A 16,970-nucleotide genomic window follows, 5' to 3' on the forward strand; every position below is an offset into this window, starting at 1 on the left:
TGGTCATTTCCTTTTCACCACGGCATTGAACAGATAGGTGGCGAACAGATAGCAGGATTTCTGATAAGACAGCCCCAAATGCTGACGGTAAATCCGCCATTGCCAGTCCGCGGCGCGGATTTTGTTGCCCGACAGCGAATGGGTAGACAATCGATAACAGGCCAGCGGTTCGGGAATGCAGTAGGCCAGGCCGTTACGCGCCTTCTGCAGCACCGCCAGCCACATCAAATAGTCCTCATGGCCCACTTTTTGCTGATACACCTTACCGATGCGCTTTTGGTTGTAGATGCCGGTGAGATTGCCGATCCAGTTGCTTTTCAACATGTCCTGATAGCCGATAAGCTCTTCCGCGCCACGGGTGTTTTTGATCAATTTCAGGTCGTCTTCGAAGGTGTAGTAATGGGAACACACCACGTCGTAGCGGCGGGTTTGCAAAATGCTCACCTGGCGCGACAGCTTGTTGGGGAGCCATACGTCATCGCTGTCGCAAAAGGCGATGTAGTCGCCGTTCGCCGCCTCAATGCCGATGTTGCGCGTTTCCGCCACGCCCTGATTATGCTCATTGCGTATATAGGTGAGGCGATCGTGGATAAACGGCCGCACCACCTCGGCAGTATCGTCGGTGGACGCATCATCGATCACATACAGGTGATAATCGGTAAATCGCTGGTTCAGCACGCCTAGAATCGACTCTTTGATAGAGTTCGCGGCATTGTAGGCCGGCATGATTACGGATATCTTTTCCATTTTGTCCTCACTCGGTGAGCTGTTGCCACTGGGGATAAATACGTTCGGGAGAAAAACGGCGAGACTTCTCTAACGCGGCGACAGAAAAGTGCGCGCGCAAACCCGGATCGAGCATCAGTTTGATCACCCCTTCGCTGAAGGCGGCGGCGTCGTCATCGGGCACCAGATAGCCGTTGACGCCGTCGTCTATCAACTCGGCCGGGCCGGTCTTGCAGTCGTAGGCCACCAGCGGCAGGCCGAAACTCATGGCTTCGATCAGCACCATCGGCAATCCCTCATAGCGAGAGGTCATCAAATACAGGCTGGCCTGGCGATAATAGTCCGCCACGTCGGCGGTGGCCGGCAGCAGACTCACCTGCCGCGCCAGCCCGGCGTCTTCAATCTGCCGCCGCAGCGCATCGCGCTCCGGGCCGTCGCCAATAATCAGCAGCCGCCAATCCGGCACCTGCGCCGCCACCCCTCGCCACAGCGCGATCAGACGATCGAAGCCCTTCTGATTGCTCAAGCGCCCCACCGCCAGCGCCACCTTTTGCTGCAGCGCCGGCGTCGGCGCCTGTGCGCGGAACGGCGAAACGTTCTCGATCACCCGACATTTCCCGGCCCCCACCCAGCGAGCGATGGCGTCGCTATCTTGCCGCGTCAGGAAAATCACGCGATCGCTCAGCCGGTAAACCAGCAACTTCAGCCACTTAAATACGCGCGGATACTGGTGAAAGCTGACGTGCTCACTCAACAGCAGCCGGCTGCGGGCACAAAACAAACGCAGGAAAGGCGTCATCACCACCGACAGTTTCCCCATGGAAACGGTAATGATCACGTCCGCGCGTTCACGCCGCAGCGCGAACGCCAGCCGCCACGGCCAGAACAGCGAATCGCCACCGCCGCAGCGCAACCGGACGTCGCTCGCCAGCGGAAAGAAGCTCCGCTCGCCAAACAGCGAAAACACCGCGACCTCGTAACCCGGCAAACGCGCCAGCGCATTGGCCAAACCGCTGGCGACCCGTTCAGTACCGCCCTTGCCCGCCATATTTTCGATAACGATGATTATCTTGCGTGGTTGCATGTCATCTCCTGAATCCCTGGCGCACGTTGCGCAGCAGCCGGCCGCCAACCGAGAACAACCCCAACCGCGCCAGACAATCGCCATACCATTTGATCATCTTGAACTTGCCGCTCAGGCTGTGCCGCACGATGCGCGACGAGTAATAATTGAACGCCTGGGCGTTTTCCGAATACAGCGAGGCCAGCAGATGCTTACAGGCGAATCCGCTGATATGGCGATCGCTGGGGCTGAGGAAGGTATTGATAAAGCGGTCGCTGGCCTCCAGATTAAGCTTCGCCGTCATGCGCCCGTAGCGCCCCACGTCGAGAAACACCCCGCCGCCGGCGTCATGCGCCACTTGCGCGCCCAAGTTGGTGGCGTTGACCAGAAAACCCCAATCCTGATGCTTGTTGAGAAACTCGGGAAATAAAAAGCGGCGATCGCTTTTTTTACGCATGCTGATGGTGGATGACCGAATATCGCCCATTTCCAGAAAAAGAAAATCTTCGCCGGAAGAACCGGATTTGTAGTGGAAGTTGAAGTCGCGTACCGAATCGCCGCTCACCTCCGCATAGTTGCCGAAGATAATGTCAATCTGGCGATCTTCATGCTTCTTCATGCGGCGAATAATATAGTTGGTCGTGAAGTAATCATCGGAGTCGAGGAAAAACACGATCTCCGATTGCGCTAACTTGGTGCCTAAGTTGCGCGATACCGCCGCATTGCTCTTCTGTTTTTTCTCATGCAGCATAACATTGCTATTTGTCGCCGCTATCTGGCGGATAGATTTGATGTCATCCTCGTCAGAGCAATCATCAACCAAAATCACCTGATAGTCGAACCCTTGGCAAGCGTTGAAAATTCGCTTCAGCGTTTTAGGCAGGTAACGCGAACTATTATAAATAGGGATCACGATAGAGAAATCCATTTCTTAACCCTCCAGCTTAGAATTTATTATTTCTTTTCCACGGCAAAGCAACAATAACGACACGTTAAATACCGGGACCAAAAAATAGGTTTCCGTCAAGGTTGTTAACAGGAAAACCACCACCACCCAGCGCATGAATCGACTCAGCCTGCGCATATTGCCCAACAAGTGAAAATAACAAAAAAGCATGACGACAGAGGCGATGCCACCGGCCGAATAAAACATGGCGATGAAGAAGAAATCGACTGGCTTATACGGCTCTATATTCATGCCGAACAGCGGATTGGGTAGCCCCACCGCCTGAAACATCTGCCAGGAGAACCAGATCCGGCCGGTCAGCGCCTGGTTCAAGAGCACGTCCAATGCCGGATTGTTCCCCCAGCGTATAACGCTGGCGAATTGAAAGCCGACAATGACCAACGTCAGCGCGATGCAGACTTTTCTGTTGGGGGCGACACGCAGCAGCGGCGCCAGCCAAAACAGCAGCAGCATCAACAACGCCAGCATAAAACAGGTGCGAGAATAGGAATACATCAGCACCGGGAGAATTAACGCCGATACCGCCAACGAAGCGATATTTTTCATTCCACGTGTTAATTTCGCATGGTCGATCAGGCACAGCAGTGTGGCGAACAAGGCAAAAGAATAATACGCCAGGGTATTCGGGTTATCGAACCCCAGCGTTAATCTGTTGCCATAACGTTCATCAAGGTAAACAAACCCATCAGTGTAAAAGGTATAGGGAATAACCACCAGCAACCCTGCCACCACAAAGGTGATGGCAAACATTTCAGCGCCACGCCCCATTTCGATACGACGAAATAAAATTATCACCGCCGTGCTGAATACCGCACCAAACAGATAATCACCATGCCCGGTGGCAATATTCATAAGAAACAGCAGAACCAAAAAACCCGCAACCGCCTTTTCCGCCAGCGTAGCGATAAAAAATGCATAACCGACATAGAGCAACATCAGGCCATTCAGCCCCAGCACGGCTTTATTAATCAGCTCGCTGTTGAACGATCCCGAGGTCAGGAAGGTTTTCACGAAAAACATCAGCAGGAAGGTCAATACGATGGATTGATTGATCAAATCCCGCGACTGATTATAACCGGCATTGGCATGCATTTGAAAATTGGAGGCGACTCTTTGCATAAGCGTTTACTCAGTAAAATAACTGCCCCATTCCTGCTCAATGTTTTTCGGCATCAGCTTGCTTAGACCCGCACCAGGCGTAAACGTCAACTCACCGAAATACACCTTCTCGCCGACCTGGTAGAAATCCACGCGCACATAAGAGAACTGCTGCGCCGTCTGGCGAGCCAAACGTATCATTTCATCCAGCCGCGTAGGGCGCGGCATCGGTTCGTCGGCATTGGGCAGGCTGATACGGATTTCGGTGCGGTTCCAGTCGACATCAAAAATATCGCGCCGATGGGTGCCGAAACGCTGATAATCCACCTGGATGAACATGCGAATTTCATGATTGTCGTTGAAACAATGAAACTTGATATCGTTCGGCACCTGTTCGCCATCCAGCAACATGCGCTCCACCATGATGCAGGGTTCAATATCCAGATAATGCTTTTCGCGACTCTGCTCATAAAAGTTGCTGCGCATCCACGCGTTGCTGAGATCGTACAACTCTGCGTAGCTAACCTGCCGCTTGTCGAACACCAACCGGTTATAACCGCTGCCGTGGTTGGCCTTCAGCACAAAGGCGTTGGGCAATTGCCTGAACATGTCGTAGCTGAGTTCAGTGCCATGCGCATACAGCTCCACCAGGTACTCCTCACCCCACAGACCGGCGATAAATTCACGTACCTTGAACTTGTCCGACAAGGTGGTGTAGATGCTGCGCGGGTAAATTTTGCGGCGCATGATCTTTTCGCTGAAGCCGGTCGGTTTTGACAGGTGCGGCAGCTTCTTGAAATAGAGCGCGTATTTAACCTGATGGTGCCAGGCATCGGGCAGGCGCTTGGAAATGTTTTTAACCAGGATGTTTAACATGCTCTCTCCTTAATTTGCTGACAAGACGCGGCAGGCAGTAAAAACAGGTCAGCTGCAGTCGGGTAATTTTTCCGCCACGGAATAAACTGTTCAGCACGAAGAACGAAATGAATTCCGCCAGCAGCGTAGACACCGCCGCGCCGATCAGGCCATAGCGCGGGATCAGCAGCATATTCATCACCACGTTCGCCACAGCCACCAACGGCATCTTGATGGCAATAAAGCGATAGCCGGCGAACAGCACGATGCTGCGGTACGAAACCGTCCCCATGACCGAAAACAGCGAGGTCAGCGTACAAATAGCCAGGATGCTGGCGGCCGGTTGGAAAGCGGCGCCGTACAGCAGCGCAATGGCCGGGTGGGCGAACCACCACAGGCCCAGCAACACCGGCAACGACAGGCCCAGGACCACCAGATAAAGCACCCGGATACGGTACTCCTGCTCCAACGGATCGCGGCAGCTGGCAATGCCCGGCATCAACGAGGTGATCAGCGCCATCGGCACGAAAACCCAGCCTTGGCTAAGGGTGGTGGCGGCGCTGAACCAGCCTACCGCCTGCTCGCCGACCAGATTGCCCAGCATGATTTGATCGATGCGGGTATAGATCACTATCGACAGGCTGGAGATGGCCAACGGCAGCCCCACCTTTAGCAAGTAACGGCCGTAGCGCCTGGCCTGGCGCGGCGTAACCCGCGGCGAGGCCGCAGCTTCCCCACGGAATAACCAGAGGCGCACCAGGTAAGGCACGGCGCTGCTGAGGATGTAGGGTACCGCGAACCACACCAGCGGCAGCGCGGCGCTCACCAGCGCCAGCCGCAGCCCGATCGACAGCAGCAGCGCCAGGTTGTTGATCAGCGTATTGCGTTTCGACTGCAGGCGGGCATCGTAATAAATCTTGTACACGTCCTGAATCGAGAAATAGGCGCTGACAAGCAGCAACAGCGTCATCAGTTGGCTGGCGGGCGTTTGGCTGAAATAGCTCCATATCAGTATCGGCAGCGCCACCACCAGGAACAGCCGGCGGCGCAGGCGTATTGACGCCAGCATCAGGCGAATACCGCTCGGCTGTCGGCGGGCGACGCGGTTGAAAATGATGCTGTCGGCGCCCAACTGCACCAGTGGCACCACGATGGCGATCGTCGCCAACAGATAGTTGAGCGCGCCAAACTGCGCGGGCCCCAGATAGCGCGCAACGTAAATGGAGACGAAGATGCCGGACAGGCTGAGCGAAACGCGTTCGAGCATCAGCCACAGGGCATTGGTGATAATGGCCTTCACCCGCTTACTCCCCTGCCTGCGGGCGTTCTTCCCGATGGCTTGGGTAGGCGAAGTTGTAATAGCTCATGTCGGTTGCCGCCTTCTTCACCATGCCGTTGAGGATCACGCCCTTGATCGTCACCCCATTCTGTTCGAAGCGGCGCATGCTGGTTTCGATCTGCTTGACGGTATTCACCTCAAAGCGCACCACCAGCAGCGAGGTGCCCGCGTGATTGCCGACGATCGCCGCGTCCGTCACCGCCAGAATCGGCGGCGTGTCGATCAGCACCAGATCGTAGTTTTGCCCGGCCCAGCGCAGAAAATCGGCGAAACGGCGGTGCATCAGCAGTTCGGACGGGTTCGGCGGCACCTGGCCGCGCGGCACGAAGTCCAGGTTGGCGATGGCGGTTTTCCGCACCGCCTGTTCCGCCGTCACGTTGCCCACCAGCATGTCGGACAGGCCCTGATGCCCATCATCCGCCAACCAGCGGTGCAGGAAGCCTTTGCGCATATCGGCGTCGATCAACAGCACCCGCTGCCCGGCCTGCGCCACCACCACCGCCAGGTTGGTGCTGGTAAAGCTCTTGCCGCTTTCCGGGCTGGCGCCGGAGACCATCAGAATGTTGTTTTTGGCCTCCATCATGGCGAAATGCAGGCTGGTGCGCAGGCTGCGGATCGCTTCCACCGACAGATCCGTCGGTTCGGCCACCGCCAGGATCGGCAAGCGCCGGCCGCCGGATTTGGGCAGCAAATGGCGCTGCTCGCGGTTGCGCTTGACCTGCCACGGCGACAGCGGCACCGTGGCGTAGACGTTGATGCCCCGCTTCTCCAGGGTATCGATATCATTGATGCCGCGATGGAAAGCCGCGCGCAGCAGCACCACCGAGGCGGCGCCTCCCGCCCCCAGCAGCAGCGCCAACAAGACGATCAGCATCTTCTGCGGCTTAATCGGCCGGATAGCGGTTTCCGCTTCGTCGATGATGCGAACGTTGCCCACCGTGCCGGCCTTGCTGATGCTCAGCTCCTGCTGCTTGTTCATCAGCTGCATGTAAACCTGCTGATCCACCTGCACGTCGCGGGTGAGGCGCAGGATCTCCTGCTGCATTTTCGGCAGCGTCTGCACCTGTTTACCCAGCCGCGCCTTTTCCGCCTCCAGCGTGGCGCGCTTTTCCAGCAGCGCCCGGTAAGCCGGGTGCGCGCGGGTATAGAGCTTGGAGATCTCCGCTTCCTTGAAGGTCAGCTCATTGAGCTGGGCTTCGAGCTGCACCTGAGTATCCAGCACCGATTTGGCTTCCAGCGACAGATCCACCGAGTCGTTTTGCTGGCGGAACTGATTGAGCTGGGTTTCGGCATTGTTCAACGAGGTTTGCGTTTGCGGCAATTGCTCTTGCAGGAACGCCAGCATGCGCTGCGCCTCTTCCGTTTTGCGGTCCACGTTCTGTTGCAGGTAGTTGTCGGTGATGTTCTTCAGCATAGCCTCGGCGCTCTGCGGATCTTCGCTCGGCAGCGTAAAGGCCATGATGCCGCTGTCCTTGCCGCTCGGTACCACGTCCAGGTATTTGCGCAGATCGTCCACCGCTTCTTGACGCGCGACTTTGACCACGGTAAAGCTGGCGCCCGGCGCCGCGTCCAGCGCCGAGACGGTCATGTTCCAACCGCCCTGCGCCACCGGCTGCCCGACCACGCCGCTGAACAGTTTGTCGCCGTCATGGCTCAATTCGTAATGCTGCCCGTCGCGCACCGTCAGCGTCAGCGCTTCGCCCTGCATGTCCGCCGGCGTCGTCAGCGTGGTGATGTTCAGCACCGGCGGCTTTTCACCGCTCAACCGGGCAAGGCCTTTGCCGAACACCGGGAAATAGTCCGGGCTGACGCGCACCGTCAGGCCGAGGGCGTCCACCGTTTTGCCGAGCACGTAGCGTGACTTGGCCAGCGTCACCTCATCCTGCGTCGCCGAGCTTTGCCCCATCGTGCTGTCCAGCGTTTCACGCAGCAGCGAATCGCCGGACAGCTGCTTCTCCACCTGCACCACCGCCGTGGCCTGATACACCGGGGTGGCCAACAGGGCGTAGGCGACGCCCAGCACGCCGGCCAAACCGGTCACGACGGCGATCCGCCAACGGTTATCCCACAGCGGCCCGATCAGCCGCTCCCACTCCAGCTTTTCATCTTGTTCGGCCACCATCACGGACAGCGCATTGTTTTTCATCTTCTGTTCCTTATTCACCCTGCGGAGTTACCAGTTGCGCACGCGCAAGGTAGCCTCGCTGAGATCGTTAAAGCTGCTGATGGTCGGCACCAGCTGGCTGATCAAACGGTTCCAGCGCGCGATCGGCGCCGCAGTGACGTACACGACGTCGTAAGGTTGCAGCTGAAATTCAGCGCCCATCGCCAGCGCGCTGGCGTCGGAGAGATCGAACTGATACAGCGTCGCCAGCCGCTGCGGCGTTTTACCGCCGTTCGGCCGGATCACGAACACCCCGGTCGCATCCGCCACCGTCTGGCTGATCCCTTCGGAAGATCCGAGGGCTTCGGTCAGGGTCATGCCGCTGCGATCCATCTTCAGCGTCGCTTGCTTGCCCACCTCGCCCATCACGAACACTTTCAATTCGTCATTGCGCGGGATGTAGAGGATGTCGCCCGGCTGCAGCAGCGCGTTCTGGCTGATGTCGCCACGCTGCATCAGCGCCTGCAGCGAAATAGCCCGCTCTTTGCCCTGATGGGTCAGCACCACGTTGCGCCAGTCGGCGTTGTCCGTCAGGCCGCCGGCGGCGTTGATCGCGTCCAGAATGGTCAACGGCACGTTGGTGATCGCCTGTTGGCCGGAGGTTTTCACTTCGCCGGTCACGTAGGCCTTCTGCGAACGAAAAGCGGCGATGCTGACGTCCACCTGCGGGCTTTCCACGTACTGCGCCAGACGGCCGGCGATCAGGCTGCGCACTTCGGTGACGGTCTTGCCCACCACCGCCACTCGCCCGATATAGGGATAAAAGATCGTGCCATCTGCATGCACCCAGTTGCCGGTATCGCTGGCGCTGCGGTACTGCCCGGCCGGCGTGGTCAACTCCGGGTGATCCCAGACGGTGACGTTCAACACGTCGCCGACGCCGATGCGGTATTGATAGTTCTGCAACCGCTGATCCAGCGCCGGATTCGGTCGGGCGACCGGTTCTACGCGCCGCATTTTCTGCAGCAGCATCGGCGACATGCGGTAAACCTGCACCTGGTCATTCAAATCGAAATCGTCGTCCTGCTGCACGACGATGGCTTTTCCGCTGGTCGGTAAATGTGAGCCGGGGACCACCGTACACCCGCTCAACAACGCGGAGGTGAAGGCCAACGGCATCAAAAGAGGCAAATGAAAATTCATGGAAGTACCGTGATAAGCGGGCTGCTGCCGCAGCCCGTGAGGGGATTAACGGCCGACGGTCGGATTATCGCTGAACACCGTCGCCTGACGCGGTTCGCGCAACATGGCGAAATAACCGCAGAAACAAAACAGAAACGCCACCAGCATCAGGCTTTCCTGCAGCTGCAGCACTTCGCTGCAAATGCCGACGCAGGCCAGCGTCACCGCCAGCATGGTGCTCATCGCCAGCGCCTGGCGCGCATTGAGCCCGCGACGCATCAGAATATGGTGCAAATGATCGCGGCCCGCTTTGAAGGGGCTTTGGCGGCGCAACAGGCGGCGCACCATCACGGTCACCATGTCCATCAGCGGAATGGCGATCAGCCACAGCGCGGTGACCGGGCGCATTACCGCCTGCGGCCCCTGAGTCGCCAGCAACACCAGCCACAGCACGCTGAAGCCGATCACCATGCTGCCGGCGTCCCCCATAAAGATCTTGTTGCGCGCGCCGAACAGGCTCAGGTTGAACAGCAGATAAGCCGCCAGCGCAGCGATCAGGCCCAGGCACCACAGCGCCAGATCTTCCCGGCCGCCCAATCCGAACACGATGGCCAATGCAACGAAGGTAACGCAGGACAAGGCGCCCAGTTGCCCGTCGATGCCATCCACCATGTTGTAGGCGTTGATCGCTCCCCATACCGCCAGCGGCGTAAGCAGCAACGCGCCATAGCCGAGCATCACTTCCTGATGCCCCCAGACATAGCCCAATGAGGAAAGCTGCATCCCTGCCGCCAGCATCATCGCCAGCGCGATCCCTCCCTGCACCATGACGCGCGGCGCCACGGGCAGATCAAAGCGGTCATCCAGCACGCCCAATACCACCAGCGCCGTAATGCACAGCAGATAGACGGTGCTGTCGGGCAGCCAGGCGGGTTGCCACAGCGTCATCAGCATCAGCGTCAGGTATACGGCGATGCCGCCGACCAGCGGAATATGTCCCAGATGTTGCTTGCGCGCATTGGGCTTATCCACCAATCCCACCGTCAAGGCGGCCCGGCGGGCAATAAGCACCCAGGCGACCGCCAGCACAAATATCACGCTCAGTTGATATAACATCGTTCCTCCAGCGAATAAGCACGCTACCGCCCTTGAGTTACAGCTCCCAATGCGCTATTAACAAAAACAAAATTGATCCGGCCAGGATATAAGTCAGCATGAGTTAATCCTGAAAAATACAGATTTATCCGCTTGTCGGCGGAAATACGTAAATAACGTCAGCGTGCGGTTAAGTTATCTATCAGAAAACTCATGTTTAATGGTTCTTTCGATTGCCGAATCAAGTTCAACCGGCGCCACGAAATTATTTTGCACATTACTTTTAAATTGCGTTCTGGCGCAGAATTTCTGCACTCTGACGCGGCTGATTGGGAATTTTTTACGACTTATTTTACTCACGACATCCAATGCGGTCGCCCCGCATATGCCCACCACATAAGGAATGCGAATCGTCTTATTTTCTCTGCCCAGCGAGGAGGAAATAACGTCGACCAATTGATTCATCGTAAAGTCCGGTTTATCGACGTAGTTGCTGACCTGATAACTTGACTGCTGGTCCAACGCATGTTCCAGCCGCGCGGCAATATTTTCAACGTAAGCCATCGACTTCATATTATTGCCGCTGCCAATCATCACGAATCGGCCGCTGGCGATCTGGCGAAACAGGTTATACACATTGCCCCGGTTGCCTTCACCGAATACCACCGTCGGGCGGATGATGGTCAATTTGTTTGCGCTATCCGCCTTGCGCCACGCTTCATAAACGTATTCCGCTTCGAGCTTGGACTTGCCGTAATGGTTGAAGGGATCGAAACGTCCCCCTTCATCGGTTTCCTGCTCGACGAACCCGTAAACGGCCACCGAGGAAGTGAAAATGATTTGGCGGATATTCAAGGCGGAGGCGGTCATGCAGACATGGCGTGCGCCTTCGACATTGACCTGATAATAGAGCGAAATAGGATCGACGTTGTCCTGATGCTCCGCCGCCAGATTAATGATGGCGTCACAGCCCGCCAGCGGTTCTTGCAGGGTCTGGGGCTGTGTCACGTCGCCATACTGATAGAGCGCCGGAAAATGCGCGCTGGGTTGCTTGTCAACGATGACCAACGTCAGATCATCGCGCGCACTGAGACGTTTTGCCAGGCGTGTTCCGATAAAACCGGAACCCCCGATAATAGCTACTTTACGCTTATCCATAATTTGTCACTCAGCAGGTTCTCATTATTCCTGTCACCTCGATGGAAACAGGACGCTAATATGCGTTAGGTAATGAGTTCCAGACTGGACAAATCGAACCTGGCTTTCAAATAACAAATAATGAAATAAAAGATTTCATCAAATGTAAAATTATCGCTAAAGATAAAACCTCATTCAGCGCTAATTTTTAACATCGTAAGCAACTTGATATTGCAAGGTTTTGTTCGGCAATATGAGATTAATCCGACCTTTACCCGGCGTAGAAGAAGTCTCATATTTTACCGGCAACTTAAGCTGCCCTTGCTTGGGGTCGACACATTCGATGGTCGCCTGCTCCATGCTCTCGCCCTGGTACAGGCAGAGCAGGGTTTGCGGGCTGTTGGTATGGGGATTATTCAGCGTCAGCGTCAACACCACGCGCGTGTTGTTCTGAATATCATTGATTACCGGTGGACGAGTTTGGTTGCCGAGCACATATGAAAAATGTGAAATAACCAGCAACGAAGCGAATACCGTCAGGTATTTCACTACGCGGCTGGCGGGCATGCTGAAAAAACGCCGCACCGTCGTCGACTTTTTTTCACGCGTGGGTTCGTGGGCTGACTCTACCGTTGCAACAGGCGCAGCCACCAGCGTCGATTTACGCGGCTTATCTATTTTTTCATCGTTTGTTTCAGACGACTCACTTTCATTTTCAGAAAGTTCCGCTTGAATATCAACGCCAATATTTTCATCGCCATTTAATATATCATCATCAGCGTAGCCCTCATCCTCGGATATAAAGTGAAAAGCCGATTGATTTTCCACCTTGTAACCCAAACGGGGAATGGTTCTGATAAGCGTATGTTCCGTGTCGCTAATTTTTTGGCGAATAGATTTAATTGTTTGATTTATCGTTGAATCTGAGCAGTAAGTTCCTTTCCAGATATTTTCTATAATTTCCGTTCGGGTAACCAGCTCTGGCGATCTGGCGACAAGCAGCGAAAGAATTTGATACTCCTTCCAACGCAGACGAAATTTCTCCCCGGCAGGAGTCAGAACATCGAGATTCCTAATCTTTATTCTTTTATCAAGATTCACTTTTAATTTCCTTAGCGTGCCTGTCCTGCACACTTTGTATAGAAATATCAAAAAATGTTCAAGAAATTAAATGTAAACTCAACAGGTTGCATTCATCGGATATTGGCCTTTATAAAAATTTTCTGATTTCATTTTTTACATTAGGCCTTATTAAGGATGTTCCGTTTACCCAAATGACTCTTTTTCCCTGCTGGCAACATGGATTTCTTTCATGGCTACCGTAAAATTCAAATGGCCACCTCATTGATTTAAAAAGGAAAAACTAGCGGTGTTGTTAGATTGTTAATCGAATAAAATTGTGAAATTTCATTCTTATCCGTGAATTCATTGTGTTTTTCCACCTAATCTGATTGTCAGATAGACTACAAAAAGCCGGAAAAAACAGAATGAGAGTTATCTGATTTAACCCCGTTACACATTCCACTCAGTGCGTGCAGCATCTATGACAAAACCCTATTACTGATTTTATAACAATCGCACTAATTATGCCTTACCGTCCCGGAAATTTCATTTAATCTGCGGAAAGATATTAACACCTTAATGTAAGAATACTCTCAATAAAACGGAAAAAACGTACAAATAATATAATCCGTTTTGGCGAAAATATTCCCACATTGAGAGATAGTGCTATAAAAAAAGAAAAAAACGGCAAGCGGAGATGAGAATTTTACCTAAAGACAGAAAATTTCACTGAGGAGGCGAGGAGAGATGACTCGGAATGAGCGAAATATCCCTCCCCTGCCGGGAGGGATTGAGAAAGACGTTTGATACTCAGGCTTTTTTCTTGCGGCCATACACCGCCCAGGTGATCACCACGCACAAGATATAGAACACCAGGAATACTTTCATAGCTCCCGCCGGCGAACCGGTCAACGCCAGCGAGGTGCCGAATGCCTGGGGAATGAAGAAGCCGCCGGCGGCGCCGATCGCCGAGATAAAGCCCAATGCGGCGGCGGAGTCCGTCACCGCTTCACGCTGCGCGCTCTCGTCGCTGCCGCCGGCCGCTTTCACGCGATCGACAGTGATTTTACGGAAAATGACGGCGATCATTTGGAAAGTCGACCCGCTGCCCAGCCCCGCAGTGAGGAACAGCACCATAAAGATGCCGTAGAAGGCGATGAACGAACCGCCCTCACCCGCCGTCGGCAAGGTCAGGAACAGCAGCGCGGCGAATACGGCCATCACCACAAAGTTGATCAGCGTCACCCGCACGCCGCCGAAACGGTCAGACAGCGCGCCGCCGACCGGCCGCGCCAGCGCACCGAGGAACGGCCCGAAGAATGCGTAATGCAGGATCACGATGTCCGGGAATTGTGTCTTCGACAGCATGGCAAAACCGGCGGAGAAACCGATGAAAGAACCGAAGGTCGCGAGATACAGCAAACTCAGCATCCACAAATGCCCACGCTTGAGCACCGGCAGTTGCTGGCGCAACGAGGCTTTGGCCGCCGCCAGATCGTTCATGCCGAACCAAGCCGCCAGGGTGGCGACCAGCAGGAAAGGCACCCAGACCCAGGCGGCGTTTTCCAGCCACAGCTGCCCCCCCTCCGCCTGATTTTGCGCCGTGCCGCCAAACAGGCCGAACAGGCTGAAAGAAATCGCCAGCGGCGCGACCAGCTGCATGACGCTGACGCCCAGATTTCCCAACCCGCCGTTGAGCCCTAACGCGCCGCCCTGGCGCGCTTTCGGGAAGAAGAAGCTGATGTTGGCCATGCTGGAGGCAAAGTTGGCGCCGGCGAAGCCGCACAGCAGGGAAATGATGACGAACACGCTGTACGGCGTGCTGCTGTCTTGCACCGCGAACCCCAGCCACAAGCACGGCACCAGCAGGAAGCAGGTGCTGATGGCGGTCCAGCGACGGCCGCCAAACAGCGGGATCACGAATGAATACGGCACGCGTAAAATAGCACCCGACACCGACGGCAGCGCCGTCAGGAGGAACAGCTGGTCGGTGGTGAAGTTGAAGCCCACCTTGTTCAGGTTGACCGCGACGGCGCTGAACAGCATCCAGACGCAGAAGGCCAGCAGCAGGCAGGGAATGGAAATCCACAGGTTGCGGGTGGCGATGCGATGGCCACGCTGCTGCCAAAAGGCGCTGTCTTCAGGACGCCAGTCCTGAATCAGCGCACCGGTTTTCTTTGATGAAGGCGTTGCAAGTTGCGACATAAAAACCTCAGACACGGGGGATCATTCTGCACACCCTAGGGGGCGGCCCCGGCGGCAAAGTTGATGTATATCAACCCGAATGCAAGTAGTTGGCGGCGCAAATAGCGCCTTCATCCCCTTAGGGGTACGCCCAAAATAAAAATCAAATCACTTTAAATCAACGCATTAGAAAACATCACGCCGCTACTCTCACCGCTGCGCCGTCCCGCCGGAAACTAATGGGTACTTCATTCGAGGTATGGGGTTATGCTCAGGGATAATCAAAAATACGGCTGAATCGTTACTTGTTTACCCCGTCGCCGCCTCTCCCCCTGAGTTTCAGCGGCGCCAAATGCCAGGAACCCGCGCTTATGAAACGCCTGTTGGCCCCGCTTTCGATCGTGAATCAGGTCGCCCTGCTGATGTTGCTGTCGGGCATTCTGGGCGTGGCCGGCATGGGGATTTCCGCCTGGATGTCGCAAAGCATTCAGGGCAATGCGCACGCCATCAACAAGGCCGGCTCACTGCGTATGCAAAGCTACCGTCTGCTGGCGCAGGTGCCGCTGGATGAACGGCATGAAGCGTTGATTCGCGAACTGGAGCGCGACGAAAACAGCCCCGATCTGCAGCGTTCGGTGGAGCAGGAAGGGTTGACGCAACCTTTCGACGCCTTGCGCGACTACTGGCAACAGACCCTGCAACCACGCCTGCGCAGCGCGCAGCGCCCGGCCGACGCCGCGCCGCAGGTGGCGCACTTCGTGCAGCTGCTGGATAAGCTGGTGTCGGATATCGACAGGCAAACCGAGCGCCGCCTGCTGATGGTGACGCTGGTGCAGGCCGGCTTCATCGCGCTGACCCTGCTGCTGCTGATCGGCACCACCTGCTACCTGCGCCGCCGGTTGCTGCATCCGTGGCGACAGCTGGTGGAAATGGCGCTGGCGGTGGGCCGCGGCGATTTTAGCCGCCGCTTCGCGCAGCGCGGCCATCAGGATGAAATGGCGTCGCTCGGCGGCGCGTTGAACACCATGTCCGACGAACTGTCGGCCACCTACAGCGGGCTGGAGCAGCGCGTGGCCGAGAAGACCGCGGACCTGCAGCAAAAGAATCAGGTGCTGAGCTTCCTTTATCGCGCCAGCCGCCTGCTGCACGCCAGCGAGCCGCTGTGCAGCCGCCTGACGCCGCTGCTCAACCAGCTGCAAACCCTGACGCCGCTGCGCGCCATTCAGGTGCGACTGTATGAAAACGACAGCCGGGAACCGCTGCTGCAGCTGAGCGGCAACCAGCCGCTGCGGCCGGAGCATTGCCATAACCCGGTGTGCAGCGCCTGCCTGAACGACAGCGACCGCCAGCATCCCGACAATCCGTCGCTGAGCTGGAGCCTGAGCGACAAGCTCGGCGACTACGGCGTGATCGTGGCACAGCATGCGCCGCAACAGCCGCTGAACGATGAGCACCGCCAGCTGATCAACACCCTGGTGGAGCAGCTGACCAGCGTGCTGGCCATCGAGCGTCAGGTCGACCATCAGCAGCAGCTGATGCTGATGGAAGAACGGGCGGCGATCGCCCGCGAGCTGCACGACTCCATCGCCCAATCGCTTTCCTGCCTGAAAATGCAAATCGCCTGCCTGCAGATGCAGGGCGAAACGCTCTCGTCGGCCAGCCAGGCGCTGGTGCAGCAGATGCGCGAAGAGCTGAACGGCGCCTATCGCCAGCTGCGCGAGCTGCTGACCACCTTCCGCCTGCAACTGACCGAACCGGGCCTGCTGGCGGCGCTGCAATCGACAGTGGCGGAGTTCAATCCCAAACTGGGTCTGACCATCAGCCTCGATTACCAACTGGGGCCACGCACGGTGCCGGCTTACCAGGCCATTCACCTGCTGCAGATCGCCCGCGAGGCGCTCAGCAACATCCTTAAGCATGCCGCCGCCAGCGAGGTAAGCATTCAGGTCATCAACAAGCGGGGCGAAGTGACCCTGAGCGTATGCGACAACGGACGCGGCCTGCCGGCCGAGACGTCTCGCCCCGACCATTACGGCTTGATCATCATGCGCGATCGCGCCAAGAGCCTGCATGGCCGCTGCAATATTTTACCGCGCAGCGGCGGCGGCACCGAGGTGCGGGTCAGCTTCACGCCGGATAACCACGCCATCGACTAACG

Annotated in this window: 13 protein-coding genes; 1 reads left to right on the forward strand and 12 read right to left on the reverse strand. The window is 56.4% G+C overall.

Translation table 11 applies throughout. From position 1 onward, the window contains the following. Window positions 1-3 precede the first annotated feature (3 nt). The 12 genes from ACJ8HH_RS09950 to ACJ8HH_RS10005 form a co-directional block, all read right to left on the reverse strand. Window positions 4-747: a glycosyltransferase family 2 protein gene (locus ACJ8HH_RS09950; protein ID WP_197766225.1), complete on the reverse strand. Its 744-nt coding sequence runs from the start codon at window positions 745-747 to the stop codon at window positions 4-6. A 7-nt stretch (window positions 748-754) separates the two neighbouring features. Next, complete coding sequence (locus ACJ8HH_RS09955; protein ID WP_060425868.1) at window positions 755-1,810, reverse strand: glycosyltransferase family 4 protein; 1,056 nt, start codon at window positions 1,808-1,810, stop codon at window positions 755-757. Between the two features lies 1 nt (window position 1,811). Then, the gene (locus tag ACJ8HH_RS09960) at window positions 1,812-2,717 is read right to left on the reverse strand and encodes a glycosyltransferase family 2 protein (RefSeq protein WP_033647723.1); all 906 of its coding nucleotides are present in this window, start codon (window positions 2,715-2,717) and stop codon (window positions 1,812-1,814) included. A gap of 3 nt (window positions 2,718-2,720) precedes the next feature. Further along, window positions 2,721-3,875, reverse strand: coding sequence for a hypothetical protein (locus ACJ8HH_RS09965; protein ID WP_033647724.1), 1,155 nt, complete (start codon window positions 3,873-3,875; stop codon window positions 2,721-2,723). A 6-nt stretch (window positions 3,876-3,881) separates the two neighbouring features. After that, a complete protein-coding gene (locus tag ACJ8HH_RS09970) occupies window positions 3,882-4,730 on the reverse strand; it encodes an ATP-grasp fold amidoligase family protein (RefSeq protein WP_033647726.1) in 849 nt (282 codons plus the stop codon). Further along, entirely contained in the window at window positions 4,711-6,009 is a 1,299-nt protein-coding gene (locus tag ACJ8HH_RS09975; protein ID WP_197766226.1) for an oligosaccharide flippase family protein, read from the reverse strand. Before ACJ8HH_RS09975 ends, ACJ8HH_RS09970 begins: the two co-directional genes overlap by 20 nt. 4 nt (window positions 6,010-6,013) lie before the next feature. Then, window positions 6,014-8,194 (reverse strand): polysaccharide biosynthesis tyrosine autokinase, encoded by a 2,181-nt coding sequence (locus ACJ8HH_RS09980; protein WP_197766227.1) that lies wholly within the window; start codon window positions 8,192-8,194, stop codon window positions 6,014-6,016. 27 nt (window positions 8,195-8,221) lie between these two features. Further along, the gene (locus tag ACJ8HH_RS09985) at window positions 8,222-9,355 is read right to left on the reverse strand and encodes a polysaccharide export protein (protein ID WP_164134354.1); all 1,134 of its coding nucleotides are present in this window, start codon (window positions 9,353-9,355) and stop codon (window positions 8,222-8,224) included. 45 nt (window positions 9,356-9,400) lie between these two features. Then, entirely contained in the window at window positions 9,401-10,450 is a 1,050-nt protein-coding gene (wecA, locus tag ACJ8HH_RS09990; protein ID WP_033647732.1) for a UDP-N-acetylglucosamine--undecaprenyl-phosphate N-acetylglucosaminephosphotransferase, read from the reverse strand. A 174-nt stretch (window positions 10,451-10,624) separates the two neighbouring features. Then, window positions 10,625-11,587, reverse strand: a complete 963-nt coding sequence (locus ACJ8HH_RS09995; RefSeq protein ID WP_033634936.1) for an NAD-dependent epimerase/dehydratase family protein — start codon at window positions 11,585-11,587, stop codon at window positions 10,625-10,627. A 180-nt stretch (window positions 11,588-11,767) separates the two neighbouring features. After that, window positions 11,768-12,667, reverse strand: a complete 900-nt coding sequence (locus tag ACJ8HH_RS10000; protein WP_033647733.1) for a winged helix-turn-helix domain-containing protein — start codon at window positions 12,665-12,667, stop codon at window positions 11,768-11,770. A gap of 771 nt (window positions 12,668-13,438) precedes the next feature. Continuing rightward, window positions 13,439-14,833, reverse strand: coding sequence for a NarK family nitrate/nitrite MFS transporter (locus ACJ8HH_RS10005; protein ID WP_033647734.1), 1,395 nt, complete (start codon window positions 14,831-14,833; stop codon window positions 13,439-13,441). Window positions 14,834-15,183: 350 nt separating this feature from the next. On the opposite strand from ACJ8HH_RS10005, the gene narX reads away from it, so the two are divergent. Continuing rightward, window positions 15,184-16,968 (forward strand): nitrate/nitrite two-component system sensor histidine kinase NarX, encoded by a 1,785-nt coding sequence (gene narX, locus ACJ8HH_RS10010; protein WP_043147601.1) that lies wholly within the window; start codon window positions 15,184-15,186, stop codon window positions 16,966-16,968. The last annotated feature ends 2 nt before the right edge of the window (window positions 16,969-16,970 follow it).

Origin of the sequence: Serratia sp. CY32780 (assembly GCF_052169135.1) — a bacterium.
GTDB lineage: Bacteria > Pseudomonadota > Gammaproteobacteria > Enterobacterales > Enterobacteriaceae > Serratia > Serratia sarumanii.

Excerpts from the sequence above, each read along its gene's own strand:
- narX (WP_043147601.1), top strand. The coding sequence starts at position 15,184 with ATGAAACGCCTGTTGGCCCCGCTTTCGATCGTGAATCAGGTCGCCCTG.
- ACJ8HH_RS09960 (WP_033647723.1), bottom strand. The coding sequence starts at position 2,717 with ATGGATTTCTCTATCGTGATCCCTATTTATAATAGTTCGCGTTACCTG.
- wecA (WP_033647732.1), bottom strand. The coding sequence starts at position 10,450 with ATGTTATATCAACTGAGCGTGATATTTGTGCTGGCGGTCGCCTGGGTG.
- ACJ8HH_RS09965 (WP_033647724.1), bottom strand. The coding sequence starts at position 3,875 with ATGCAAAGAGTCGCCTCCAATTTTCAAATGCATGCCAATGCCGGTTAT.
- ACJ8HH_RS09985 (WP_164134354.1), bottom strand. The coding sequence starts at position 9,355 with ATGAATTTTCATTTGCCTCTTTTGATGCCGTTGGCCTTCACCTCCGCG.
- ACJ8HH_RS09980 (WP_197766227.1), bottom strand. The coding sequence starts at position 8,194 with ATGAAAAACAATGCGCTGTCCGTGATGGTGGCCGAACAAGATGAAAAG.
- ACJ8HH_RS09950 (WP_197766225.1), bottom strand. The coding sequence starts at position 747 with ATGGAAAAGATATCCGTAATCATGCCGGCCTACAATGCCGCGAACTCT.
- ACJ8HH_RS09995 (WP_033634936.1), bottom strand. The coding sequence starts at position 11,587 with ATGGATAAGCGTAAAGTAGCTATTATCGGGGGTTCCGGTTTTATCGGA.
- ACJ8HH_RS09955 (WP_060425868.1), bottom strand. The coding sequence starts at position 1,810 with ATGCAACCACGCAAGATAATCATCGTTATCGAAAATATGGCGGGCAAG.
- ACJ8HH_RS09970 (WP_033647726.1), bottom strand. The coding sequence starts at position 4,730 with ATGTTAAACATCCTGGTTAAAAACATTTCCAAGCGCCTGCCCGATGCC.
- ACJ8HH_RS10005 (WP_033647734.1), bottom strand. The coding sequence starts at position 14,833 with ATGTCGCAACTTGCAACGCCTTCATCAAAGAAAACCGGTGCGCTGATT.